This is a genomic window from Endozoicomonas sp. (genome assembly GCF_031844845.1).
Classification (GTDB): Bacteria; Pseudomonadota; Gammaproteobacteria; order Pseudomonadales; family Endozoicomonadaceae; genus Endozoicomonas.
The window spans coordinates 1-25,476 of the sequence record NZ_JAVRMB020000024.1; the positions used below are offsets into that span (position 1 = coordinate 1).

General features: G+C 47.6%; 19 protein-coding genes and 1 pseudogene. 13 read left to right on the forward strand and 7 right to left on the reverse strand.

The annotated features are described in order from the left end of the window. Window positions 1–355, forward strand: a 355-nt coding sequence (locus RM811_RS00950; protein WP_402519881.1) for a Uma2 family endonuclease, incomplete at its 5' end; no start/stop codon positions are given. Window positions 356–701: 346 nt separating this feature from the next. Here the strand turns inward: RM811_RS00950 and RM811_RS00955 are convergent. The 3 genes and pseudogenes from RM811_RS00955 to RM811_RS00965 form a co-directional block, all read right to left on the reverse strand. Then, window positions 702–1,214 (reverse strand): annotated as a pseudogene (locus tag RM811_RS00955) (hypothetical protein); the annotation flags it as partial. 43 nt (window positions 1,215–1,257) lie between these two features. Next, on the reverse strand, window positions 1,258–2,553 hold the full coding sequence (locus tag RM811_RS00960) for a relaxase/mobilization nuclease domain-containing protein (protein ID WP_402519884.1): 1,296 nt from the start codon (window positions 2,551–2,553) through the stop codon (window positions 1,258–1,260). Further along, window positions 2,540–2,857 (reverse strand): plasmid mobilization protein, encoded by a 318-nt coding sequence (locus RM811_RS00965; protein WP_402519886.1) that lies wholly within the window; start codon window positions 2,855–2,857, stop codon window positions 2,540–2,542. The genes RM811_RS00960 and RM811_RS00965 overlap by 14 nt, the downstream gene beginning before the upstream one ends. Window positions 2,858–3,491: 634 nt before the next feature. Here RM811_RS00965 and RM811_RS00970 point away from each other — a divergent pair. Both RM811_RS00970 and RM811_RS00975 read left to right on the forward strand, forming a co-directional pair. Continuing rightward, the gene (locus RM811_RS00970; RefSeq protein ID WP_402519888.1) at window positions 3,492–7,133 is read left to right on the forward strand and encodes an SNF2-related protein; all 3,642 of its coding nucleotides are present in this window, start codon (window positions 3,492–3,494) and stop codon (window positions 7,131–7,133) included. A 218-nt stretch (window positions 7,134–7,351) separates the two neighbouring features. Beyond that, on the forward strand, window positions 7,352–9,097 hold the full coding sequence (locus RM811_RS00975; RefSeq protein WP_402519890.1) for a hypothetical protein: 1,746 nt from the start codon (window positions 7,352–7,354) through the stop codon (window positions 9,095–9,097). 195 nt (window positions 9,098–9,292) lie between these two features. Here the strand turns inward: RM811_RS00975 and RM811_RS00980 are convergent, their stop codons facing one another. Continuing rightward, a complete protein-coding gene (locus RM811_RS00980; protein WP_402519892.1) occupies window positions 9,293–9,871 on the reverse strand; it encodes a zinc ribbon domain-containing protein in 579 nt (192 codons plus the stop codon). Window positions 9,872–10,230: 359 nt separating this feature from the next. Here RM811_RS00980 and RM811_RS00985 point away from each other — a divergent pair, with 359 nt between their 5' ends. Further along, window positions 10,231–10,491, forward strand: coding sequence for a pyocin activator PrtN family protein (locus tag RM811_RS00985; RefSeq protein WP_402519894.1), 261 nt, complete (start codon window positions 10,231–10,233; stop codon window positions 10,489–10,491). 80 nt (window positions 10,492–10,571) lie between these two features. Then, a complete protein-coding gene (locus tag RM811_RS00990) occupies window positions 10,572–11,141 on the forward strand; it encodes a DNA-binding protein (RefSeq protein WP_402519896.1) in 570 nt (189 codons plus the stop codon). A gap of 365 nt (window positions 11,142–11,506) precedes the next feature. On the opposite strand, the gene RM811_RS00995 is transcribed toward RM811_RS00990, so the two are convergent. Further along, window positions 11,507–11,668 (reverse strand): hypothetical protein, encoded by a 162-nt coding sequence (locus RM811_RS00995; protein ID WP_402519898.1) that lies wholly within the window; start codon window positions 11,666–11,668, stop codon window positions 11,507–11,509. 111 nt (window positions 11,669–11,779) lie between these two features. Here RM811_RS00995 and RM811_RS01000 point away from each other — a divergent pair, with 111 nt between their 5' ends. Beyond that, entirely contained in the window at window positions 11,780–13,297 is a 1,518-nt protein-coding gene (locus tag RM811_RS01000) for a Fic family protein (RefSeq protein WP_402519900.1), read from the forward strand. Between the two features lie 388 nt (window positions 13,298–13,685). On the opposite strand, the gene RM811_RS01005 is transcribed toward RM811_RS01000, so the two are convergent. After that, window positions 13,686–14,840, reverse strand: a complete 1,155-nt coding sequence (locus tag RM811_RS01005; protein WP_402519902.1) for a tyrosine-type recombinase/integrase — start codon at window positions 14,838–14,840, stop codon at window positions 13,686–13,688. A 198-nt stretch (window positions 14,841–15,038) separates the two neighbouring features. Here RM811_RS01005 and livH point away from each other — a divergent pair, with 198 nt between their 5' ends. The 4 genes from livH to RM811_RS01025 are packed head-to-tail and all read left to right on the forward strand — an operon-like array spanning window position 15,039 to window position 18,814. Continuing rightward, the gene (livH, locus tag RM811_RS01010) at window positions 15,039–15,965 is read left to right on the forward strand and encodes a high-affinity branched-chain amino acid ABC transporter permease LivH (RefSeq protein ID WP_402519904.1); all 927 of its coding nucleotides are present in this window, start codon (window positions 15,039–15,041) and stop codon (window positions 15,963–15,965) included. Further along, window positions 15,962–17,302 (forward strand): high-affinity branched-chain amino acid ABC transporter permease LivM, encoded by a 1,341-nt coding sequence (locus tag RM811_RS01015; RefSeq protein ID WP_402519906.1) that lies wholly within the window; start codon window positions 15,962–15,964, stop codon window positions 17,300–17,302. The genes livH and RM811_RS01015 overlap by 4 nt, the downstream gene beginning before the upstream one ends. Window positions 17,303–17,357: 55 nt before the next feature. Next, on the forward strand, window positions 17,358–18,089 hold the full coding sequence (gene livG, locus RM811_RS01020; protein ID WP_407065744.1) for a high-affinity branched-chain amino acid ABC transporter ATP-binding protein LivG: 732 nt from the start codon (window positions 17,358–17,360) through the stop codon (window positions 18,087–18,089). Between the two features lie 23 nt (window positions 18,090–18,112). Beyond that, window positions 18,113–18,814 (forward strand): ABC transporter ATP-binding protein, encoded by a 702-nt coding sequence (locus RM811_RS01025; protein ID WP_402519973.1) that lies wholly within the window; start codon window positions 18,113–18,115, stop codon window positions 18,812–18,814. A 393-nt stretch (window positions 18,815–19,207) separates the two neighbouring features. On the opposite strand, the gene RM811_RS01030 is transcribed toward RM811_RS01025, so the two are convergent. Next, window positions 19,208–19,690, reverse strand: a complete 483-nt coding sequence (locus RM811_RS01030) for a DUF2165 family protein (protein WP_402519910.1) — start codon at window positions 19,688–19,690, stop codon at window positions 19,208–19,210. Window positions 19,691–19,861: 171 nt separating this feature from the next. Here RM811_RS01030 and RM811_RS01035 point away from each other — a divergent pair, with 171 nt between their 5' ends. Genes RM811_RS01035 through RM811_RS01045 form a run of 3 tightly spaced genes read left to right on the forward strand, consistent with a single transcriptional unit; the run spans window position 19,862 to window position 25,454 of the window. Beyond that, window positions 19,862–24,034: a response regulator gene (locus RM811_RS01035; RefSeq protein ID WP_402519912.1), complete on the forward strand. Its 4,173-nt coding sequence runs from the start codon at window positions 19,862–19,864 to the stop codon at window positions 24,032–24,034. Continuing rightward, window positions 24,031–24,870 (forward strand): CheR family methyltransferase, encoded by an 840-nt coding sequence (locus RM811_RS01040; RefSeq protein WP_402519914.1) that lies wholly within the window; start codon window positions 24,031–24,033, stop codon window positions 24,868–24,870. Before RM811_RS01035 ends, RM811_RS01040 begins: the two co-directional genes overlap by 4 nt. Then, window positions 24,867–25,454, forward strand: a complete 588-nt coding sequence (locus tag RM811_RS01045) for a chemotaxis protein CheB (protein ID WP_402519916.1) — start codon at window positions 24,867–24,869, stop codon at window positions 25,452–25,454. The genes RM811_RS01040 and RM811_RS01045 overlap by 4 nt, the downstream gene beginning before the upstream one ends. Window positions 25,455–25,476: the final 22 nt, after the last annotated feature.

A 25,476-nucleotide genomic window follows, 5' to 3' on the forward strand; every position in this document is an offset into this window, starting at 1 on the left:
TGTCAGGCTCAAAGTTGAGTCTGCTTTTGTTCAGTCATTTCGATATCCTGATGTGATGGTATCCTGCGAGCAGAATCGCCGATATGACGACATGTGTGAATCGGCCACCGTATTGGTTGAAGTGCTATCTAAAAGTACAGAGCTTACTGATCGTGTGTATAAGTCAGCAGAGTACGGCCATATCCTCAATTCGACAAACGGTGAATATCTGGTGGTCGATCCGGATCGCGCCATTATAGAAAAGCGTATGTGGAATGAAGGACGCTTTGAGGTGGTGGTGACCTATGGCTACGGGGATATTGTTACGCTGGATAGTTTGATGCTAAGCCTTTCTATGGATGAGCTTTATTCTTAGTTTCAGAAAAAGCTGGATTTCGCCAGTTGTTTCATTTTTCTCCGCTCATTGTCTGATGTCCCTACCCGGTGCTTCTGGTTCAGGCATAATCTGTACCTGTAGCGACCGACACCTTCAGGTTTTCACGTAGTGCCGAAAATATGCCTGCCAGATTATCCATGCTTGGGTTCCCCTTGCCCGATAATGTTCGATGAAGGCTTTTACTGGATTTTTCTACTTACTGCCCGGTTATTGCTTGCCGGAGCTCCATTCCATATTGGTTGTAGTGGTCTTAGTAAGATCGACGTCGAAAAGTGTCAGATCAAATCTTGATTACTACAGATAAAGTCTCCGGCTGTAGCTGGTTTTAAACATCTCCCTCCTCGCCCTGCATCGCCAGTAAAATTACTACCTCCCGATACGTATCCCTCTGCCGGGACAGCCTGGCATTTTCCTTTCTTAGCTGCTCAATCGTCTCATGCTTTTGAGATACCTTCTCATCGCGAGCTGCCCGCTTTGGTATGCCTCTCCCGGTGTTTTCAAGAGAGTTGGACCGTTTCTGCTCCCTGAGTCGCGTTAGTACTTCATCACTGAACAGGTCTTGCTCCATGGCGATTTTGTCCTTTGAGCGACTTTCCTTTTGATTATTCTCGTCACCGGGCTTCTGCGAAAGTGTTGACAGAATTTCCTGCGTGTATTTGCTGGCGGTTGCTGATGAGGAATCTTTATGACCTTCTGCGCCTGATTTGAGGTTGTCCTTTTTTGGCTTTGCCCGGGACATCCAGTTATTCAGGGTGCTGGGGTTCACATCCAGAAACTCTGCGATTTCGGCTCTGGATTTTGTGGAGTTTCTGACCAGTTGTATGACATCGTTCCTGAATTTGGCTGAGTAGTGGGGGCTTCTTTATATGGCTCACTGTGTCTCACCTTTTTATGGTTCGGTTCTTTTCACAATCGCCTACCAGTATATGCGAAGCTGGATTTTCGGTTGATTTTCCTGTGCGATGAAGGATACGCCATCCTCTCCGGGCTTTGCGCAGGCATGCCTGATACAGTTGCCGGGCACGCATAGCCATCCGTGATACCAGGTTTCTGATGGGGACTGCTTTGTTCGTTGTTTCGCAAGTTTCGGTCTTTAATGTGTTGAGATATTCCTGCAGCCACTGAGGATAAACCTCTGGAATCTCAATTTCAGCGGGCGTTATGGTTCTCGGTTTTGCCCCTTCATTCTGAGTGCCTGCTTTGCGCCGAAGCGTATAAAGCCATTGTAACACCCGGATATCAGCTGCCTTCAGTAGATCAATATGGTGGGGGTTTTCCGGTTGAAACCCGTTATGCTGCGCCAGCCTCGGCCATGAGTAATTCCGGGCTAATTGAGATCCTTTAATCCCACTGGTGCTAAAAATACCGTGATAAAAACGGATACCTGCAACATGGTTGTCCGGGCGGATATTGGCACTGAGACCAACTCCGGCCTTTTTCAGGGCCTTCACAAACCGGGCAAATTTTCGATGTTCCGGAACGGTCTCAATTTGCAGGATAGTTTGATCCAGGATTGACCGGATCTGGGCTTTACCTGACGGTTTGCCGGTCCGTTTCATGGCGTGATATTCCCGACCTGTTGGGGTGCCTTCGCCGGGAACGTTACCCGGTGTGGGCTCTGTGCAGGTACGCCGGTGGGATACCCTTGTCAGATTATAGGTGTGCTCCAGCTGCGCCATGGTCTCCAGCCATACGTCGTAATCACGATGGATGCTGTGAATCTTTCCCTTATCGTTGACAGTCCCAAATTGCAGATGGACATGCACGTGTTGGGTATCTCCATGTACAACATACAGCACTGGTCGTTTACCACCGGCTACCAGTCTGAGCGCATGGCAGGCAATAGCAACGGCACGTTTTGGGCTTACCTGTTCATGATCCTTCGGGCTGAAGGAGATGGCGATATGCTGCCATGATCGGGCAGGTGGTTTCTGTCCGTTGCGATGGCGGCGGTTCCACTCGTTGATGGATTGCATAAATTGTCTGGCCGATGCTTTTGGCGGGCTGCTGGCCAGTACTGGCAGGGCATGCTCTGTGATGACCAGCAAGACCCGGTCCGGGTTGCTTTCCTTTTCGCCCATTTTGTTCTGCGGGCTTTTGGCGGCCGGGTCCAGCATATAGGTTGCCTGCTTTATACCATGGCTGATGTTGCCGGTTTTTTTGTCATCGGCGATCATTTGGCCACCCCCGGATCAGGCGTTTCAATAACCGATTCAACATTCGGAAGTTGATGGCTTCCTGTGATCTATCTTTTCCCAGTGTTCGCTGAACGAGATTGAGTTGGTTACCGATATTGGCCAATGTTTCGGTTAGTGCTTTGCTGATATCGGGCTCTGGCTTTTCTTGCTTCGTTTCCAGAGCCTGTGAACGTAAATCAGCGGAGATGGATTGATTGTTTTGTGCTGCCCGGGTTTTGATCAGAGCTTTCTCTGAGTCGCTGATTCGAAACTGAATCCACTGGTTGTAGGGTTCGTTTTTCATGCTGTCCTTTATGAGTTGTGATGACAGGTTACAACATGAAAAGGCAGGGAAACTTTAAAGGGGAAAATATTTTTTCATCACGTACTTTCGTGATTATCCAATCATATCTGTTGTGTTTGAAGTGACGTGGGAGCGAGGTGAGTCAAGGTTTTAATCTTATGGTGCTGCATAAATACTCAGGTTATCCGCAGTCGGTGACTGCTCTCGCCGATTGCACTACTGTCATGACAGTGCACACCCGTAATGATAAATCTCTTGCTTGCTCTGCTGTCTGAGCCCAGACTTCCCCGCTAGAATTTCCTCCCCAGTCAAGACATGCTTTCAATCCAGGTAAGGCCGCTATGCAGTCAACTCCAGAAACCCAACAGGCGATTCAGACCCTCAATCTGGCAGACCGTGATGTTTTTACGACCTTCAGAGATTTGGAGTGTTTTCTCGACATTCTGCAAAGCTAACCTGTGGCGTTATCAAAAAAACAATAGTTAGCCGCCTGTTAAGTGGGCTCAGATGGTGGATGCCCAATTCACTTGCCTTGATTGTCTACTATTGTTTTGGCGATCAGCCTGTAATATTTTGGCTGGCTTTTTCCAGTCTATCCTCAACACAGCCTCCAAAATAATAGTAGTCAACCGCAATGAGCGATTTGAAAGTCAATTTAAACCAGATCTTTTCCCCCATCACCCTGCAAAGGGGCCGAGAGTATTTTAAAAAAAACAAAGTCAATCTCGTGGAGCTGGATGACGATGGCGACGTCCTGTTTGGCGAGGTACGGGGCAGCGGCCGCAAAACCTATGAAGTGGATGTTTATCTCAATTACTTTTCCAGTGCTGAACCCATAGAGGGGCGTTGCAGCTGTCCTGTTGAGGATAATTGCAAACATGCCGTGGCTCTGCTGCTGGCCGGTGAGAAACGGTTTGGAGCCAGGAAGCTGAATGCGCTGATGGAGGATGAAGAGGATGATGCGCCGGATTTTTCGGATGACGATGATCTCGACGATTATGAAGCCGGGATAGAGAATCTGAAAAAACTGCTGACGAAGCAGTTTGGCAATAAACTGCCTTCTGAAATTGAGGAGATGGTTAATCAGGTTTTAGACGTACCGATCCAAAAGGTGTCACAGCCAAAAGAGCCACAGCCAAAAGAGCCACAGCCAAAAGTGTCACTGCCTACCCCGCAAGAGAAACTGGCCGCTCAGGCACGAGAGCTGGAGGCTCAGCGTAACCGGTGGTTGGGACAGTTAAAGAGTACGGCAAAACAACATGAGAGCAGACAGCAGGCGCAGGCCAAAGAGAGCAACACCACCAATATTGTGCTCTATGTACTGGAGGAGAATAGCTACCACGGGGGAATGATTGTACAGGTCTGCCTCTCCCGTTATCTGAAAAATGGCGGCTATGGCAAATCAACTGCTTATGGCGGAGTTTATAACTGCCTGCACAACGGCAACTGGCCTGCCAGTATGGCCGAGAATGACCGTCGTATACTCCGGCTGGCTTACATCAATAAACGGATTGATGTTTATCAGGGCAAAATCACACTGAATGGTGAAGACGGCCATGAGCTGCTGGAAAAAGTCATGGCCACCGGGCGCTGTGTGGTGGATCAGGAGCTGAAGTTGCCGCTGGTGCAACAGTCGGCTATTCAGGGTGAAATCCGCTGGCAGCTGGATGAACAGGGACTGCAACGCCCGCAATTGGCAGAAAGCGCTTCTGGTCATCCTTTGCTGTTAATCCCATCGGAACCCCCTTTTTATCTCAAACGGCATCACAATGAATTCTATTGCGGTGACCTTACCGGGCTGCCGGATATTGAGCTGTTAAGCGTATTGTTAAAAGCGCCACCGATGGATGAAGCCGGCATTGAAGAGACAACGGAAGCCCTGATCACCATTTTTCCGGCGAAAAGCGATGGCAAGAAAGGGAAGGGCAGTAGTAAAACCAAAGCATCTTCAAAAAGTACGATTTCACTGCCAGAGAAAGTGGCCATATTAACGGTTATGCCCAAACCACTGCTGCGGCTAGACAGTATTCCTATGGGAAATAAAAAGTCCGATGAACGGCTGGCGCGGGCAAAGGTAAGTTTTGACTACGATGGTCAGTTAATTCCTTTTGGCAGCCACCAGCAGACACTGAAACCTGTTGAATCTGACCAGGGCCACCAGGTGATTCCCCGGCAAATGAGTGTTGAACATATTGCGCTTGAGCAGCTGCCGGACGCTATTGAACCGGTTCACCTGCACCATATGGAGCGTGTTAAGGAGATCGCAGATCTGGATGTGCATGACCTGATTATGGGGTTGCCCGGCAGTCAGTATCGCAACCGCTGGTTGAACTTCATGATTGATGGCTTACCGGAACTGGAAGAACTGGGCTGGTCTGTCACCATAGACGACAACTTCCCATTCCGGTTCGAACCCATCAGCGACAGCGACTGGTACGCCGAGCTGGATGAGTCTGATGAGCCAGGAAAGAACAACTGGTTTAACCTGCGCCTCGGCATCACGATTGATGGTCAGCCTGTTGATTTGCTGCCGCTGCTGGCCCGGCAGATCCACCAGCTACCGACCATCGATGTGCTGAAAACCATGGATGAAGATGCCCTGGTACCGGTGGCACTGCCCGGGGGCAAGTTTATGCAGCTGCCCGCCGGACGATTAAAGCTGATTACCGGCACACTGCTGGAACTGTTTGGTGATCGCCCACTGAACGAATATCAGCTGCAGAGCTACCATGCGGAAATCTGGCAGGAGCTATATGATCAGCTGGGCCTGCCCTGGTCCGGAGGTGAAAAGCTGCTGGCTATTGGCAAAAAGCTGAAACAGTTTAAACGACTAAAGTCAGTTAATCCGGCAAAAACACTGCAGGCGGATTTGCGGGACTATCAAAAAGATGGTCTCTCCTGGCTGCAGTTTCTGCGGGAGTATGGGCTTAATGGCATTCTGGCCGACGACATGGGGCTGGGTAAAACCCTGCAGACCCTGGCTCATATTCAGCTGGAAAAGCAGCGACTCAAGGGGAAAGGTGCGCCGACGCTGGTGGTCTGCCCCACCAGTCTGTTGCACAACTGGCATCATGAAGCGGAACGTTTCACGCCGGATTTGAAGGTGCATATTCACCACGGCAGCAGCCGGGATGCTGAGGTTATCGCCAGGTCTGACCTGGTGCTCACCAGTTACGGGGTGATTCAGCGGGATTTTGAACAGTTGGCGAAAACCTGTTTCCATCTGTTGGTGCTGGACGAAGCCCAGGTGGTAAAAAATCCCAAAGCGAAAATTGCCAAAGCGGTGCGCTGTCTGCAGGCGGAACATAAGCTTTGCCTGACCGGTACTCCCATGGAAAATCACTTGGGTGAATTGTGGTCACTGTTTGATTTTTTGATGCCGGGATTCCTGGGCGCTCACGATCAGTTTACCCGTTTTTACCGCACGCCCATTGAACGACAGGGTAATACTGAGCAGGCTAAAAAACTGCAAAAACGAGTCGCGCCGTTTATGTTGCGTCGCCGTAAAGACCTGGTCGCCAAAGAGCTGCCGGCAAAAACCGAGATCGTCCGTACCACGGAACTTTGCGGCAAACAGCGGGATCTGTACGAAACGATTCGTGCGAGTATGGAAGCGAAGGTTAAGCAGGAGATCGAGAAGAAAGGCCTGGCCCGTTCCCAGATTGTCATTCTCGATGCCCTGCTGAAAATGCGACAGGTCTGTTGTGATCCATCCTTGGTGAAGCTGGAACAGGCCAGCACCGTGAAGGACTCTGCGAAACTCAAGCTGCTGATGGATCTGGTGGAGCCCATGGTGGAGGAGGGCCGCAAGATTCTGGTGTTCTCCCAGTTCACAACCATGCTGACGATTATTGAAGAAAAGCTGAAAGCGGCGGGAATTCCCTGGGTAAAACTCACCGGTCAGACCCGTAATCGAAAAGAACCGGTTGATGCCTTCCAGAACGGTGAAGTCCCCGTCTTCCTGATCAGCTTGAAAGCAGGTGGTACCGGTTTGAACCTGACCGCCGCCGATACTGTTATCCATTATGATCCCTGGTGGAATCCCGCCGTGGAAGACCAGGCCAGTGACCGGGCGCATCGTATTGGCCAGGATAAGCCGGTCTTCGTCTATAAACTGGTAACGGAAGGTACGGTGGAGGAAAAAATCCAGCAGCTGAAAGAGAAAAAGAGGGCTATTGCTGACTCGCTCTATGGGGATAATGCCAGCAAGAAAAAACCATCAATTACGGCGGAAGACCTGAACGTGCTGTTTGAGCCGGTTAAGGCGGCGGAGTAATTCCCCGTAATTCTGCAGCAAGCTACGGTTCTCCTTATGGATCTTTAATTTGTCCGGACGGCATGCACAGTTCACGGTCTATGGCAGGCCATCCGGTGAGAACGTCACATATCCCCTGAAGATCTTTCTGAGCCTCTTTCCATGAACTGTCGTTAGTCAGGGAGGCCAGTTTTTGAAAGCGGTCAAAACAAAGAAGTAATAAATGGTGTGTGAAACCAATGTCTGATTTACAAGATGCGATTGCAGCGGAGACCGTGGATACACTGAAAAAACGGTATCTGACGTTTTTTGGTGTAAAACCCAAACAACTTCGCAAAGCCTTGCTGGTAGATGCCCTGGAGGAAGGTCTTTCGGATCCTTCGTTACTGAAGGTCTATGTGAACAGGCTTTCTGATCTGGAGCTGACTTTTCTTCGGGAGTCTGTATTCAACTATGCAGGCTGTATTGAGCGAGTCCGGTTCACGCTGAAATACGGCAAATTTCCCGATAAACCACAGGAGCGAAGCTGGTATTCTTACAGTCTGAAATTGACAGATGCGGTCGACGTGTTTTTCTACACCGAGGGATCGGACTGGTACGGAGCACAGAAAATCCCCCTTGATATCATCGTTTCCCTGCGCCTCATGCTTGAGAAACCGGAACCCGATATTCTCAAAACATCCTCCCTGCCAGAACCGCTACCTGAGAACTACCAATTATTCGAACGTGAACGGTTGGCATTGAGTGAGCTGCATTCAGTGTTGATTCTGCTGCAGGATAAACAGTTAAAAGTCAGCGAAAAAACCGGTGTTGCCTCCGGTGCAACTATAAAGAAGGTTTCCGGGAGTGTTCATGAATATTATGACAGTGTCTTCAGTGAAGAGGCGAAAGGGATGGATCTTATGCTGTCCTACGGATGGCTGAGACTGCTGGAGAACAGCAAATTTGCCAAACAGTCAGGCACAACATTGATCACCGCCAGGAAGACCGGGAATAACCCGGCAGAGATCATCAGGGATATCTGGAACCAATGGGTGAGCAACCGTAAGGAGGATGAATTTCGCCGAATCGACAGAATCAAGGGGCAGAACGGGAAGGGCAAGCGCTTTTTTACCGATGTCGTGAAAAGAAGAGAGACGATCATCGCTTACCTCAAACAGTGCGAGGTGAATGAGTGGGTCGCAATGGAAGATTTCTCCAGGTTTATGTTCATTACCGGCGCTGATCTTGAGGTAACCACATCGCCGCATTTTCTGTATATTTACGGCCCGGATGACGGCGAATTTCAAGGTGGGACCTGGGACTTGCTGGAGACCCGTTACCTGCGGTGTTTGCTGGTGGAATACGCTGCCACGCTGGGGCTGATTGATGTGGTCATGGCGCCACCGGATACCGACGAAACATTTTACGATGATTATGGCAATATGGAGTGCCTGAGCCGCTATGATGGTTTGAGCTACTTCCGGCTGACGCCCCTTGGCAGCTACATTCTCGGCATAACGGACAGCTATCAGGCCGAAGCTTCAGAGCCCTGTGAAACCGCACTGACTATCCACCGGCAGGGGCGTATTGTTTTTGCGGATAACCCCAGCCCTTGGGAGCAGCGGTTCCTGTCGCTGTATGCTGACCAGGACAAGGATAAAGTCTGGAATCTGTCCCGAAAGAAAATGATGGAAACCCAGCAGATTGGCGGCAGTATTGAGGAACTGAAGATATTCCTGATGGCCCGGGAGGATCAGCCTTTCCTGCCAGAAGACTGCGAAGGATTATTGAAACAGGCGGCGGCCAATCTTGATGGGGTAAAAATTAAGGAAGAAGCACTCATTGTCACCTGTAAAAATCAGGAAATCGTTGAGTTTATCATCAACGACAAAGTGCTATCGCCCTGGTGCCAGCGTTTGGGCAAGCTGCAGATTGTCATCCCTAAAAACAAGGAGAAAAAATTCCGGGACAGTATAAATGGTGTAGGGATAGGCTGCTCCTGATATTCTCCCAGCCCAGCCCTCTCAGGGAGGGGCTCGCGTGAACTACTCACCCCTAAAGGACCTACAGGGCCTAAAGACAGAGCTTCCAATAAAGCAGCTACCGAAGTAACAGCCGTTATCTTCTTTTTTGACGGTTCACTGCCAGTGGCGATAGATGGCTTGCCCTTTACCGGCTTATGATTGGCTCCACGTCCTCTAGTCAGCACAGGAATACCTTTGCCGACCAACTCGTTTTTCAATAGAACCGTCTAAAAGTAATTTGATTGCGCGTTTCTTTACTACGAAGCTGGCATTTCTGTCAGCGTTGTCAACGTGTCCACAGTTACCGCAAAGAAACAGGTCTTGTTTCTTCCGGTTGTCGGGGTGAGTGTCATCGCAAGGAGCGCACTCTTGACTCGTATGGGGGTCAGGAATCTTGAAAACGGCTTTTCCTGCCTTTGCTGCTTTATAGCGGGTGTAGGTTTCCAGTTTGAAGTCATATTGCTCTACTCCGGTATGGACCGGGATAGCGACTCCACGATCTACACCAATAACATATTCTTCCAGCCACTCTCTAGAAGCACCCTTTAGATATTCCAGGTGCTCTTTGTCGGTGGCCGGTTCTTCTGATCCATCGTCAAAGCAGAAAGAGACTGAATACTGCCCGGATTCCTTCCTGATATAAATTGACTTTGGTTCAGTGAATCCACGGTGAGACTTGAAAGACAGATAACCAATATTATTGGTTTTGGGGTCAATTGATTCAGACCAAGGGACAGTGGGACAAGGCCTCATAAAAATTGTCGTGTACAGTACTATTTTTCCTTAAAACGTAATGTCATTTTTTGACTGTGGTCGTCTAATGACAGGAATCAATGTTGCCAGTATATATCAGGATTTTGTTATGCCTTCCAATGTGGAAAAGCTGTGCATAACTATTTTCTTTTCGCATTGTTTTCTTCAGAAAGTATACTTTCTCTTTATTTTACTTGGCCTTATAATATTTTTTGATTTTTTTGCCCGCTGTGCATAAGTAGGGTTGAAAAGTTAATAGATTGTTTATATCGTGTGTATAAGTTGCTTGTGTAAGTGGATGGGCTTACATATGCAGGCAGGTATAGCATCAGGTTAGATTTATAGGGGAACTGCTCAATATGGATATAACGTTCGCGCTGTTAGCTCGGTATAAAAGCCCATTTGTGGCTCTGGAGGAGGTCTGTGAAGACTTTTTTAAGGTGAGTCCCAGAAAAACCAAATTACTTGTGGCCTCTGGGGAGTTTCCGATTCCGGTTACCAGAACCACTTCGAGTCAAAAGGCTCCCTACCTGATTAAAGTTGATGATCTGGCGAAATATCTGGATGAGTGTTACGCATCGAGCCGTGATGAGTGGGAGCGTGTCAATCGGCTGCGTTAGTGGGTTGAGAGGTTTAAGCAGGGAAAGAATGTACTGTATGTAATGTATTACATACATAAAACGCAAAGGAGTGAAGTGGAATGGCTGTCGATAAAGATGCTGTGTTTCAAGCGGCTGAAACCCTGGTTGCCAAGGGGATTAAGCCGACAATGGAAAAAGTACGAGAAGTGTTGGGTGGAGGGAGTTACGCGACGATCAACCCATTGCTCAGGGGTTGGCGTGACACTCAGGGTGGCAACGCTTCAGCTATGGTGGTAGAGCTGCCGAGTGAGATTAGGAGTGCCATAGAACGATCTGGCGTACTTTTGCGGGGTGAAGCATGCAAAATTGCCTCCAAACGAGTGATAGCTGCTGAAGAACGGCTAAATGAAATGGAAATAGCTCGACAGAAAGAAGAAGAACAGTTTGAGAGTGAAATCCTAAATCTGGAAGAAAAGATAGCGGCAAAAGACGCTAAAATAGCCAGGCTCGGTATAGGTGTGTCCGTAAGGGATGGCTCCATCAGGGCGCTTGAGCTCGAAATAACAAAGTTGACTGCGCAATCTGAGACGGCATTGCTATTCCGCCCGCAGCTTCAGGCAGTCAACGAGAGGCTCGAGAAGATGGAATCTGAGCAGCAAAGTAAAGCAGGTTCGTTAAAGTCTGAGTAAAAAATGTCTGGACTGGCAATGTCTTTCCATGTTGAGCTATGTCTGGCTGAGACAGGCTGTCAACCGAACTCCGCAATCATTAAGAAGCTCGTTTAAAGCCATTGAAGTGCTGGTTCGTTCCCGGAAGATGATCCTGAATCCCCCCCAAGCCTTTAAATACTGATTTCAGAACAGTGACCAAGCCGTTAATCTAATATGTGCGCACGACAATTAAAACTTGGCTGCTACACTGAATATAGGGTTTTTACAGTTACAGGGAGCGTTGTTTTACCCGAGATAAATTCTGTAGATAAATTTCCAAGAGTTCCGCTGCCAGAGCAAAATATACAAGTCAACTGTTGTTTGAATCCAAAATGCGATAACTTTCAAAAACCCCCGTCGATCAACAAATCATTACCTTGTTCACCGTACAGGGTGTCATCACCGGAATCACCAATCAGAGCGTCAGAGCCCTCCTTGATTTTGCAGTTGAAATGTCGAGCAATTTCCAGCAATGAAGGGGGTTTTACGTCAAGATAAGCACTCAAACCTATATTTAGAGAAACATTAAAACCTATAAATGGAAAAACTCCAAAACCTATATATAATATAACACTAAAACCTATAAATTATACTTGGACAGCGTACCGGAAGAGCCCATGAACGATGTATCTCAGAAGTTAGCCGACTCCCTCGAACAGCTAAGGCTGTTACAGGAAAGCGATATAGTTGCTATTCAGTCGAATCAACTGAGCCGCTTGCACCGTGAGCGGCTACTCAAACATGGCTTTATCCGTGAAGTTATTCGCGGATGGTATATCGCGTCCATGCCAGGCGAAAACCCAGGAGACAGTACTTCATGGTACACATCGTTCTGGGACTTTTGCGCGGCATATCTAACTGCACGATTTGACGCACAATGGTGCTTATCTCCAGAACAGTCAATAAGCCTGCATATCGGTGACAAAACGGTCCCTCAACAACTGCTTGTGCGCTCACCAAAGGGCAATAATAAACCGACGTCATTCCTTCACAGCACCTCTTTATTTGACGTTAGATTAAACCTGCCTGAAGCAGAGAGCATTGTGAGTCTGGAAGGGCTCAATGTGTACAGCCTCCCCGCTGCCCTGGTGCATAGCTCTGCCAATCGGTTCACCAACGCCCCTATTCAAATGCGCACAGCATTATCAATGGTCACGGACGCATCCGATTTGCTCTCAGTGTTATTGAGTGGTGGACACAGTGTCATAGCTGGACGCCTGGTCGGCGCTTTCAGAAATATTGGTCGGGAGTTAATAGCTGACAACCTATTAAAGGGAATGCGAGCAGCCGATTTACAGGTACAGGAAACAGATCCCTTCAGTGAAAAAATAAACATCAGCTTTGGTCGCAGAGAAGTTTCCCCCTACGTGAATCGAATGCGTCTTATGTGGGCGCAAATGCGAGAGTCAGTCATCGAGCACTTTCCGGCACCTGATACACAAGCTGTGGATATTCAAACATACATGGCTGAAGTAGAAGATAAGTATGTAACGGACGCATACCACTCCCTGTCCATCGAAGGCTACAGGGTTACCCCTGAACTCATCGAGCTTGTTCGTTCAGGCAACTGGCAGGCTGAGGAATCGGGAGAGAACAAGCAGCACTTGGATGCAATGGCAGCTAAGGGTTATTGGGATGCTTTCCAGGAAGTGAAAAAAGCTGTTTTGGCCGTCCTTGAAGGCGGGAACTCCGGAGAGGTGTTAGAGCAGTCCTGCAGCGATTGGTATTTAGCATTGTTTGGCTCTGGCGTTGCAGCCGGCATTATTAAGCAGGCAGATCTGGCCGGCTACCGGTCAGGGCCAGTCTATATTCGGCAGTCGATGCACACACCACCTAATCGGGAAGCGGTCCGGGATATGATGCCAACTTTCTTTGATTTATTGGCTGAAGAAGAAAACGCTGCGGTCAGAGTAGTACTGGGCCATTTTATCTTTGTTTATATCCACCCGTATTTCGACGGTAATGGCCGGATAGGAAGGTTCATTATGAACCTGATGATGGCTTCGGGTGGATACCCCTGGACAGTGGTACCGGTTGAGAAGCGTAACGAGTACATGCAAGCGCTTGAGGCAGCCAGCGTGCAGCAGAATATTGTGCCGTTTGCTGAATTTCTAGCATCACTGCTGCATGATTAAGAACATCAGAATTTTAATTTAACACCTGGTTCGCCGGACTACAGATTTCAAATAGGCGCTAGGATTAACCAACTTTATGGGAGTGGAACGGTGAAAATTAAGATCAGTTATAACACTTCGCTAAACCATTACTGACAATTTCGTATTTTCAGTCATTCTTTAGCCATGCACCCAGTACAAGCTGCAGAATGAAAAAAGAGGGGCGTCATAAGCGCAAAAGTTTCACGAAGAAAGAGGCTGCCAGCACTTCAAATAACACTTTTTTGTGCTTCAATGCTTACGACAAACTTCCTGTAATTAAATAGGCTCATTGTCTTTTTCCCGCTTAGTAGCGTAGCGGCTAGCACATTTATCTCCACAGGTTGCCCCCGCTGACAAAACCGATCTTCTATTTCTGCAGGAATTCATTTTTTACTTTCTCCTGGATATCGAGGCACAGTGTGAATAAATCTGGCGGATTTTTTCTCGTTAAATGAGTGTATCTTTTTAAATTAGCCCAGTTTTTATGACCGCTGTGAATGGCAACCTGAGGAATGGTGAAGCCCAGCTCAAACAGTCTCGAAATGGCTTCGTGTCGCAGGCAGTGAATTGAAAGACCGGTCATACTCAGTTGTGAGGTGATGCGTGTAAGCTTGGTGGAGATGGAAGTGCTCTTGTAGGGAAATATCCTGTCTTCACCGGGCTGTTGTTTTATCATCTTCAGTAGCTGGCGGCACTCATCATTCAGCGGGACCTTTTCATGGTTGCCCCATTTGTTTTCCGGATCTTTGCGATCTTCGATGATGATCTCTCCCGTGTCCGGGTTGTATAAAGACCATTTAATTCGACATACTTCACTGATGCGAAAGCAGCTGTATGTTGAAAAAAGCAGCAGGTACGGATAGTTAATGGTTGCGTTCGGATGCAGGTAGCCTTTCGAAAAATGTTCAAACAATGTCAGAAACTCTTCTGTACTTGGGCGACGATCTTTATGTCTTGATTTGCCAATCAACTTCATCCCATACAGTTCCACCCTGATGTCTGCCGTGATAAATGACTGGAAGGGAGTCTTGATTCGTTTTTGCCATTTGAGTGCCTTTTCCAGGGCGGCAAGGTCGTAGCTGTTCGTGGCCGGTGTTACTCTGTCATCGGTGATACGCATCTCAAGGTGATCGGTCAGAACCTGTTCATTAATTTCACTGGATTTCAGTGTCGCAAAATCTGTGTTCTGCCATTTTTTCAGGCAGGACAGGTATCCCCAGGAGAATTGATCCTCTTTACGGACAGAGGGCATATAATCCAGCAGTGTTTGAATATAGTCTTTTAATGTGATGTCCTGGATGACGGGCTTTGGGGAGTGCCCTAAAAGAATGCCTTCATACTCTTCCAGAAAAGCGTTTTCTTGTCTGATTCCCCAGGTCTTTGCTAACTGTTTAGAGGTGAACCGTTCAGTGGCATTCCGTGAGAACTGTGGTTGGTTTCGTTTGCTTTTCCGCACCCTGACCATGGCTACGTAGACAGTACTGCCGGATTTGCTGGTGGCCCTCTTGATTTCAATTGGCATTCAACACCCTTCCTGATTTAGCGTCCTTTTAACAGGTTTAACTGCTTATTATCGGCGGTGCAAGTTTTTGCCATTTTTTGCCATTATTATTTTTAAGTTGGCCATTTCAATGGCAAAATAATGGAAATAACGATATAAAATAGAAATAAATTAGCTAAAATCTATTTAAAATCAGAATAAAAAAGTCAGGATGTCGCTATGAGTGAAAGTGGACTTTATTTTATACAACAATTACTTAACGGGTTGACCGTGGGTAGTACCTATGCCCTTATAGCGATTGGTTATACCATGGTCTACGGCATTATCGGAATGATAAATTTTGCCCACGGCGAGATATACATGATTGGCAGTTATGTCGCCTTTGCGGTATTGGCCGGTCTTTCCCTTATGGGAATTGACAGTGTTGCATTGATGTTAGCTGCCGCCTTTATCATCAGTATCATTATTACCAGTACCTACGGTTTTGCCATTGAGCGGGTTGCTTACCGTCCTTTAAGAAACAGTAACCGACTGATTGCTCTGATCTCTGCCATTGGTATGTCTATTTTCCTTCAGAACTATGTCCGTATCGCCCAAGGCTCAAGAGATATCGCCATGCCCAGCCTGATTACCGGTGGCTGGACCTTTGGGCCTGCGGATGCATTTAATGTAACTTTGTCGTACATGCAGGTGGTGATTTTTATCGTTACCTTCATCACCATGACCTTTCTGACGCTCTTTATCTCCCGTTCCAAAATGGGGCGGGCCTGTAGAGCCTGTGCAGAAGATCTGGGTATGACCCGTCTTCTGGGTATCAATACCAATCAGGTGATCTCTCTGACTTTTGTTATTGGTGCTGCTCTGGCAGCGGTAGCCGGGGTTCTCTTAGGTCTCTATTACGGTGTTATTAATCCCTACATCGGCTTTCTGGCTGGTTTGAAAGCTTTTACTGCGGCAGTGCTTGGTGGCATCGGCAGTATTCCCGGTGCCGTTTTGGGAGGCTTGATTCTTGGCGTTACTGAAGCATTTACAGCGGGTTATTTCAGTACTGAGTATAAGGATGTTGTCGCCTTTAGTCTGCTAATACTGATTTTGCTCTTTCGTCCTTCGGGTATTCTGGGTAAGCCGGAGGTAGAAAAAGTATGAATAATTATAAACCGTCTATCGGGTTACGCTGGTTTCCAGCCTTTATGGCAACAGGTGCACTGTTGTTGCTTGCTGTGTTGATGCTGGGTGTTCAGCTTTCTACCGAAAATACTGAATTGGTCGTGCATTTTGCCGCCAGTGAACGTTGGAATCTGATTTTGGCGGGTGCTGTTCTGGTTTTTACAGTTCAGTTGTTTCGGGACTCTATCACTGCTGTCTGGCAGGGCGTGAAACAAAAGAATCCGGTACCTGAGATAGGCTTGCCATCGCTGGATGACAATAAGCCGCTAAAACGGTTGCTGATTTCTTTTGCTATTGCCGGTCTGATGATCTGGCCATTCTTTGTCTCCCGCGGTGCTGTTGATCTGGCAACGCTGGCATTAATTTATGTGATGCTGGGGCTTGGTCTGAATGTGGTGGTCGGTCTTGCCGGTCTGCTGGATCTTGGTTATGTGGGTTTCTATGCGGTAGGCGCCTACAGTTATGCTTTGTTGAACCAATATTTTGGTCTCGATTTCTGGAGCTGCCTGCTCATTGGTGGTGCCATGGCGGCACTCTTTGGCTTTGTTCTTGGGTTTCCGGTTTTAAGGCTAAGGGGCGACTATCTGGCCATTGTTACCCTGGGCTTTGGTGAGATTATTCGTATATTGCTGAATAACTGGACGGCAATTACCGGAGGCCCCAACGGCATCAGTCAGATTCCAAAACCAACCCTGTTTGGTTTGGAGTTTACACGCCGGGCTAAGGTAGAAGGCAATGTACCGTTTCATGAGTTTTTCGGCATTGATTACAGCAGCGGGTATAAAGTGATTTACCTTTATATTCTGGCGCTGCTGCTGGTATTGGTAACGATCTATATCATTAATCGCCTGTTGAGAATGCCTATTGGCCGTGCCTGGGAAGCCCTTCGAGAAGATGATATCGCCTGCCGTTCCCTTGGATTAAATCCAACGGCAATCAAGTTATCTGCCTTTACCATTGGTGCTGCTTTTGCCGGGTTTGCCGGTACCTTCTTTGCAGCCCGTCAGGGATTTATAAGCCCTGAGTCGTTTACCTTTATTGAGTCTGCCATCATTCTTGCTATTGTCGTGCTTGGTGGCATGGGCTCTCAGATGGGCGTAGTCCTTGCTGCCATTATCATGACGGTGCTTCCTGAGTTTGCCCGTGAGTTTCAGGAGTATCGAATGCTTATGTTTGGGCTGACGATGGTGTTAATGATGATGTGGCGTCCTGAAGGACTTATGCCGGTGAAACGTCCTCATTTGAAACTGGGGGAGCGTCAGGCTGATCAAGATGATGCCACTATAAAATCTCAGCCAGTGGCTGAAAGCGTTTAATTTTCTGGGGAGTTATAAGATGAATCAGTGTTTGCTGGAAGCATCGGATCTCAGTATGCGCTTTGGTGGTTTGCTGGCTGTGGATCAGATGGCACTCAAAGTGCATAAAGGGGAAATTGTTTCCATGATTGGCCCTAATGGTGCCGGAAAAACGACAGTGTTTAACTGTTTGACCGGGTTCTATAAGCCAACAGGGGGACAGATTGTTTTTAAGGATCAGGCGGTAGAAAAATTACCGGGATTCAAGATTGCCCGTCTTGGCGTAGTCAGAACTTTTCAGAATGTTCGCCTGTTCAAGGGAATGACGGTGCTGGAAAACCTGCTGGTGGCTCAGCACCGGCATTTGAACACAGGTTTACTGGCTGGACTGTTTAAGACACCGGCGTTTCGCAAAAGTGAAGCCAAAGCAATGGATCGGGCGGCTTACTGGCTTGATATGGTTGGCCTGACGGAGTTTTCTAACCGTGAAGCCGGGAATCTCGCGTATGGTCAGCAGCGTCGGCTGGAAATTGCCCGTTGTATGGTGACAGATCCACAGCTTCTGATGCTGGATGAACCCGCTGCCGGTTTGAACCCCAATGAAACCCGTGAGCTGGATGATTTGATTTCAGACCTGAGAAAAAATCATGGTGTCTCCGTACTGCTGATTGAACACGATATGAAACTGGTTATGGAAATCTCGGATCGGATCTATGTTATTAATCAGGGAAGACCACTGACATCCGGTACACCGGAAGAAGTGCGCAACCATCCTGAAGTGATCAAGGCTTATTTGGGGGAGTCCTGAGTAGTATGAATAACCATAAACCACTGCTCAGTCTTGAGAATGTTTCTACCTTTTATGGGCAGGTTCAGGCTCTGGATTCGGTGAGCGTAGAGATTCAGCCAGGCGAGATTGTGACACTGATTGGTGCCAATGGTGCCGGTAAAACTTCATTGTTGATGACTTTGTGTGGTGATCCACGGGCCAGTAGTGGTCAGATTTTCTATGATGGCCAGGATATTACCCACGAAGATACGGCGGATATCATGCGTTCCGGAATAGCACTGGTGCCTGAAGGGCGGCGGGTGTTCTCCCGGCTAACGGTGGAAGAGAACCTCAGTATGGGGGGCTTCTTTACCGATGAAGCCGATTACCGGCAACTTTATGACCATGTTCTTGAGCTGTTTCCGCGTCTTCAGGAGCGTTTGCATCAGCGGGCAGGAACCATGTCGGGTGGTGAGCAGCAGATGCTGGCTATCGCCAGAGCCATGATGAGTAAACCCAGGCTACTGCTACTGGATGAGCCCTCTTTGGGGCTGGCCCCCATCATGATTCAGCAGATTTTTGATATTATTTCAAAGCTCAGGGAGGAAGGAATGACGATCTTCCTTGTCGAGCAGAATGCCAATCAAGCCCTGAAGTTGGCGGATAGGGGGTATGTGCTTGAAAATGGGAAGATTGTTCTTCATGACTCAGGGCAGGCGTTATTGGTGAATGAGTCTGTACGTGAGGCTTATCTGGGCGGTTAGCGCTGTTATTCGTTGCCCGTTACCCGCAAAAGCGCAAGCGGACCCGGTTTGTTCGGACTACGGGCAGCGTTCGTTGAAATGGGCGCCATGAAAAGAGTCTTGGACTTCTGAAAATAATATCTTTTAGAATCATATATCTATTTTAAATTCATATTTGCAATAAGGAATCGCGTTGCCCTTGAGTAACTCTTTTGAAATCAGTTATTAACAATCACCGTTGGCAGTAATTGGAGCTTGATCGCGCCAATACTATACTTTCTCTAAGCCGTAGTAGCAGTACAGGGAATGTAGTATGAAATCTGAATACGATAAGCTGACCACCAGAGAAGTACTGATGTTAGCCAGTTCACTGAGTGTTCTGGCAGGAACGCTGGCGACTCTGGGGGTTCTGATTCAATAGTCTTCCGGTAAATTAATAAAAATAAGCACTATTCCAATAATGGAGAGTACGCGGCTGGCGCTTGCCAATGCCCCCCATTGGGTTTGCCAGGCCAAAAACCATTCTCCACCAATAACAAAGAACCCTCCAAACCATATTCCAAAAGTCATGATCAGTCCGATCGTTGATGTCTGCTTGCCACACAGAAAGTACTTACTGTTATTGATTTTGAGCATTTTCAGGAACCCTTTCCAGCAAAGCACTGAAGACAGCAGTTGCAGAATGATAATGAGCAGGTAAGCGGTATGGTGGAGTAATGGCATTTGCACAGACCGCCACAGGTGACGGGAATCACCAGGTACTGAGTCCATCGTCATTACGTGCCGGATATAGCTCAGGTTGGTTGAGTAGTCAGTGATATTATTTAAAAAAGCCATGGATACATAGGTGGCCACTAATGCTACCAGTATCGTCTTGCAGGTTCTGAATACGTACACTTTCAGTTTCTTGGTTGCTTGCTTTGGTCATCTGTTCTTTGCCGTTTCATGGCAGGGGTCTCCTTTGCCTGTATCGGGAATAGTACTCAATCTTTTCTGTAAATTAACGATGAATAAGGAGATATCAACAGTTCTCATTCCCGCTACGTAGTAAAGCATAGAGGTCAGGTCATGGACTCAGAGTCCCCCGGTGATAATAGCCAACGAAAGACGGGTGGTCTGGGCGTTACGCTCTTTATGTGGTTTGTTATTTTATCGATTGGTCCGGTGATTATTGTCGGGTTCAATGAATTCCAGATGGGAAAAGATGAGATTGTCAAGGATCGTTATAATCAGCTGACCTCGATGAATTTTCAGCTTACTCAGCGTGTTAATGATTATTTCGATACAGTATTAACCAATCTTTTTATTATGGCTGCTCCCTCAGAGGCGTTTATTACGGACCTGGCAGAGAATCAGCGCTTTGGTAAACGAAACCTTAAAGAATATATTAATTCAGAGGCTTATGATCTTATTCAAAGTCAATACGCTACTGAATATGAAAATTTTCTGCGTTTCTATGATTATTCCGATATTCTCCTGGGCGATGTCGACGGTAATATTCTTTATACCGTCAATGGCTATGATGACCTTGGGCAGAATATTTTTTCCGGTGAACTCTCAAGGACGATTTTTTCTCGATCCGTAAAGGAAAGCCTGCAGGATCAGCTACCTAAATACACTGATCTGGATGAATATGCCCCTATAGGGGGTGATAAGGTTGTTTTTTTTATATTGCCGCTGACGGACTCTCTGCAGAAAGCAATTGGTTTTATTGCTGTCCAGATACATCCGGATAATATCCAGGTGATGTTTGACAGTGGCCAATCAAATATTGCGGGGCTCTCATCCTTTCTGGTGGGTACCGACCGTAAAATTCGTTTTGGCAGTCAGCTTGATAGTACAAAAGACTCAGAATTGAAGGCAGATAATCCACTGATTCAGCTTTGGCTGGGGCATCTGAATGAAGAGGGTAATTACCAGGAAGAAGATGATCATCTTGAGTCTATGGAGCAACCGGATGAGCATGATGATGATCTGGAATGGCCTTCGATCGATGAGCCTGGGGACGGTATCAACAATCAGGAAACACTGACTCTGGCAGCCAAAGCCAGTAGCCGCCATATTCGCAGTTATTTTCACGGTGAAGAGGTCATGGGGATTTTTCTTCCGGTCAACATTGCCGGAACCCCAATGATGATGCTCTCTGAGGTAACTCACCGACAGGCATTTGCCTCGGTTCAGGAGTTCCGTAAACGGCTGGTGGTCCTCATAGCGATTACGTTTGTGCTGGTCATCGTTATTGCTCTGTTTGTTACCCAGCAGCTGGTCAAACCTATTCGACGTATCAATAAATGGGTTAACCGGGTTGCTTCAGGCGATTATGTCGAAGGGACCGTGCTGAGTGGGAATAATGAAATCAGTGAGCTAAGTCGCAGCTTCGCCCAGATGACGGAAAGGCTGCGTACAGTGAGCGATGAAAATACCCGTAGAAACTGGCTGCAGGAGGGAATGGCAGGACTGCATAACAGTGTCCGTGGTGAGCAGGATATGGCGGATTTATGTCATAACATCGTGACGTATATTGCCCGTTATCTTGATATGCATTCCGGTGCAATGTTCGTCAAAAATGATAAGAACCAGCTTGAAATGATGGGTGCCTATGCATGGCGCAAGGGCAATGAACAGGCTAGCCACTTTGAGATGGGTGAAGGGCTGATTGGACAGGCAGCACTTGAGCGAGAAACTATTGAGTTAACGGATGTGCCCGATGGCTATCTGGACATCGAGTCTGGACTGGGGTCTGCCAGGCCTGCCCATGTCATCATTATCCCTCTTGCTTATGAGAACGATCTAAAGGGGGTGTTTGAGTTTTCACGGCTTGGTTCAATGACAGAAGAGCAAAGTCTGTTTCTGGAACATTCCGTTGAAAGTATTGCCATTGCTATTCATTCAGCACAGTACCGAACCCGCGTAAACCAGCTTCTGGATACCACAACCCAGCAGTCAGAAGCATTAAAGGAGCAGAAAGAAGAGTTGCGTTCGGTTAATGAAGAGCTGGAAAAAAGAGCGGGTATTCTCGAGGAGTCTGAAGAAGAGCTTAAAGCTCAGAGTGAAGAGCTGCAAAAATCCAATGTTGAGCTTGAAGAGCTCAGCGAGCAACTTATGCATCAGAAAGAAGAAATTGAACATAAAAATAAAGATATTGAATTATCCAGCCAGAGCATCGCGGAAAAAGCCGAAGAGCTTGCACGAGCCAGCAAGTATAAGTCTGAGTTTCTTGCCAATATGTCCCACGAGCTGCGGACCCCTTTGAATTCGCTGTTGCTGCTCTCTCAAATGCTGGCAGAGAATGACGAAGGGAATTTGACGGAAGACCAGATGGAGTCAGCACAGATCATTTATAACGGTGGTATAGAGCTGCTTGATCTGATTAACGACATCCTCGATCTATCGAAGGTTGAAGCGGGCAAGATGTCAGTAAATCTGGATGGCCTGAGGGTGGAAGAGGTTAAGGGTAGTATCGAAATGATGTTTAACCCGGTTGCTGAGAATCGGGGTATTGAGTTTCTGGTGAGTATTGAGCATGGTGCCAGTAAGTCGATTTTCACCGATAGCCAGCGGCTGATGCAGATTGTTAAAAATTTCTTATCCAATGCCTTTAAGTTTACTGAACAGGGCAGTGTTCAAGTGCGGATATTTAATGAAGTCCGCCCCGGGCGGTTTGCTGAGAATACCTGGGTGGCTTTTGCCGTTAAGGACAGTGGGATTGGTATAGCAAAAGATAAGCAGGCGTCCATCTTTGAGTCATTCCAGCAGGCGGATGGCTCAACCAGCCGAAAGTACGGTGGAACCGGATTAGGGCTGGCTATCTCAAGGGAAATGGCGGAGCTGCTCGGTGGCTTTATTGAGTTGGCAAGTGAAGAAGGGAAGGGAACAATATTTACACTGTTTCTGCCGGCCAACCCTGTGTGCTCCCTGGGGGCTGAGAAGGTCATCGCTGAGAACTATGTCGCGGACTTTTTTGATCATACTGAAGGTCAAAGTGAGTCAGCAGAGAGCGCTCAAAAGCCAGTAATCAGTGAAACCTCAGATATTTCTGAACTGGCTGTCATTGAATCTGCAGCCACTGAAGAGGCTGATTATCATCTGCTGGTTATTGAAGATGATCCGCATTTTGTTGCCATTCTGGCCCAGATAGCGGACAAGCACCACTTTGGTTGTTTGAATGCGACAACAGGAAAGCAGGGGCTTGCCATGGCCCGACAGCACCAGCCTTCTGCCATTATTCTTGATCTGGGCTTGCCTGATATGGATGGTCAGACGGTACTTGAGCAATTAAAAAACGATGACATTACCAGACATATACCGGTTCATATTGTATCCGGGCGTGATCCGGCTTCTGTCACTAGCCTCGGTTCTGTTGGCTACTTAATGAAGCCAGTGAGTGTTTTTGATCTCGATAAAGTCTTTGTAACTCTGGAAGGTGCTATTCGTCAGGATATTCATGATGCGTTGATTCTCGACCCGGATGAAGCACAGAGAGCCCAGGTAGGAGCCATGCTGGAGAAAAAAGGGCTTAATGTGGGTTATGCAATCACCGTTGAGGAAGCAGAACAAGCGCTGGTTGACCATCAATGGCATTGTTTAATCATGGATCTGGAGCTTGGTGAAACCGGCGGTCTTGAATTTTTACAAAAAATCAAAAGCCGGCTTGGCCCGGATATGCCTTCAGTGGTTATTCATACAGCGCACCCTCCTGATCAGGCTGAGCATGCTCTTTTACAGGAGTTCACCAGTGCCATGGTGATGAAAGGTGATAGGGCGATGGAGAGAATCACTGATGAAGTGACCCTCTTTCTGCATACCGTCAATAAGGATCAGGTGGATGAAGCGCCTGATGAGCTTGCATCAGGCGCAGAGAAGAGCCTGGAGGGACATAAAATCCTGCTGGTTGATGATGATTTGAGGAATACCTTTGCGCTTTCCAAAGCCCTGCAGGGAATTGGAATGGAGGTTGTGTTGGCAAATAACGGAAAAAATGCCATTAACAGGCTTGAGGAAGAAGACGGTATAGAGCTGGTCTTAATGGATATCATGATGCCAGTGATGGATGGGTATGAGGCCACCGCAGCCATTCGGCAGATGAATGAATATAAAGATCTGCCAGTCATCGCCCTGACCGCCAAAGCCATGGCTGGAGACAAGGCAAAATGCCTTGAGGCGGGAGCCAATGACTACATGACCAAACCTCTGGATATGGCAAAACTCACCGCAATGTTGAAGGTATGGCTGTTGCAATGATTGAATCCTGTACTGTCGCTGAATTGGAACAATTGGAGCTGAATCTGCTTCTGAAAACTATTCAAGAGCGGTATGGTCATGACTTTAATGACTATGCCAGGGCTTCCATGATACGCAGGGTTAAAAAGTACATGGAAACAATGGGCGTTAGTCACATCAGTGATTTAATACCTTTGTTTCTTCACGATGGCCGGGCATTTCACCGATTTGTTAAAAGCCTTTCTGTGGTTGTCACTGAGATGTTTCGGGATCCGGATGTGTTTAAGACTTTGCGGGAGGAGGTTGTTCCTGTTCTCAAGACTTACCCGTTTATTAAAATCTGGCATGCCGGCTGTGCCTCCGGTCAGGAAGTGTACTCCATGGCCATCCTGCTGGAAGAGGAGGGGATACTGGATCGCTGCCAGATTTATGCCACTGATTTTAATGATGATGCGCTGAAAACCGCGAAAAAAGGGATTTATCAGGCTGAAAATATTGCTCTTTATGAAAAAAACTACCGGCTCTCCGGTGGCAGCCGTGAGCTTAGTGATTACTGGGTCAGCCTTTATGACGCCATCAAGATCAACAGTCGTCTTATGGAGAAAGTAACCTTTGCCAATCACAATCTGGTCACTGACGGTGTGTTTGGTGAAATGAATCTGGTGATGTGTCGAAATGTCCTGATTTATTTTAATGAACAGCTGCAGGACAGGGCTTTGAATCTGATTGATGAGAGCTTATGCCCGAGAGGGTTTCTTTGCATAGGACGGAGAGAAAATCTGAAGTTCAGCCAGATCAGGAAAAACCTTGAAGATGTCAGTAACAGGCTTCGAATATACAGGAAGTGTATCTCTTGAAAGATTCGGTAGCTGAAAGGAAGTATCAAGCCGTTGTACTGGGGACATCCGCTGGAGGAATTAACGCCCTTGCTTTTCTTTTCAGTCAACTGGGAGAAGACTTCTCTTTACCGGTACTGGTGACTAAACACATCGGGTTAAATGATGACCGGGGTATGCTCAGGGTGCTTTCCCGTCAGAGCACGCTGCCGGTTAAAGTGGCTAAAGATAAACACAGAATACAGCCGGGAACCATTTATCTTGCTCCGGCTGGCTATCATATGCTGGTTGAGGAAAACGATACGGTCAGTCTTAACCTGGAAGCACCGGTAGCGCACTCCCGCCCTTCTATTGACGTTTTGTTTCAATCCGCTGCAAGCGTTTACGGTCCGTCGCTGGTGGCCGTTATTTTAACTGGTGCTAATCGTGATGGTGCCGATGGTATTCGCACAGTCAAAGCATTTGGCGGTACCACCATTGCTCAGTGTCCAAGGAGTGCTGAAATGGGCGTTATGCCAAAGGCATCACTGGATACTGGCTGTATAGACTATTTGATGACACTGGAGGAAATACCAGCTTATCTGGATGGGATTAGCTGTGTGTAATCGCTCTGGAATTAAGAGAGTG

Bases quoted from the DNA above. Each gene is read 5' to 3' on its own strand.
- RM811_RS00960 (WP_402519884.1), bottom strand. From the start codon at position 2,553: ATGATCGCCGATGACAAAAAAACCGGCAACATCAGCCATGGTATAAAG.
- livG (WP_407065744.1), top strand. From the start codon at position 17,358: ATGCGCTTTGGTGGTTTGCTGGCTGTGGATCAGATGGCACTCAAAGTG.
- RM811_RS00990 (WP_402519896.1), top strand. From the start codon at position 10,572: ATGGCTGTCGATAAAGATGCTGTGTTTCAAGCGGCTGAAACCCTGGTT.
- livH (WP_402519904.1), top strand. From the start codon at position 15,039: ATGAGTGAAAGTGGACTTTATTTTATACAACAATTACTTAACGGGTTG.
- RM811_RS00980 (WP_402519892.1), bottom strand. From the start codon at position 9,871: ATGAGGCCTTGTCCCACTGTCCCTTGGTCTGAATCAATTGACCCCAAA.
- RM811_RS01005 (WP_402519902.1), bottom strand. From the start codon at position 14,840: ATGCCAATTGAAATCAAGAGGGCCACCAGCAAATCCGGCAGTACTGTC.
- RM811_RS00965 (WP_402519886.1), bottom strand. From the start codon at position 2,857: ATGAAAAACGAACCCTACAACCAGTGGATTCAGTTTCGAATCAGCGAC.
- RM811_RS01040 (WP_402519914.1), top strand. From the start codon at position 24,031: ATGATTGAATCCTGTACTGTCGCTGAATTGGAACAATTGGAGCTGAAT.
- RM811_RS01000 (WP_402519900.1), top strand. From the start codon at position 11,780: ATGAACGATGTATCTCAGAAGTTAGCCGACTCCCTCGAACAGCTAAGG.
- RM811_RS00975 (WP_402519890.1), top strand. From the start codon at position 7,352: ATGTCTGATTTACAAGATGCGATTGCAGCGGAGACCGTGGATACACTG.
- RM811_RS00985 (WP_402519894.1), top strand. From the start codon at position 10,231: ATGGATATAACGTTCGCGCTGTTAGCTCGGTATAAAAGCCCATTTGTG.
- RM811_RS00970 (WP_402519888.1), top strand. From the start codon at position 3,492: ATGAGCGATTTGAAAGTCAATTTAAACCAGATCTTTTCCCCCATCACC.
- RM811_RS01015 (WP_402519906.1), top strand. From the start codon at position 15,962: ATGAATAATTATAAACCGTCTATCGGGTTACGCTGGTTTCCAGCCTTT.
- RM811_RS01035 (WP_402519912.1), top strand. From the start codon at position 19,862: ATGGACTCAGAGTCCCCCGGTGATAATAGCCAACGAAAGACGGGTGGT.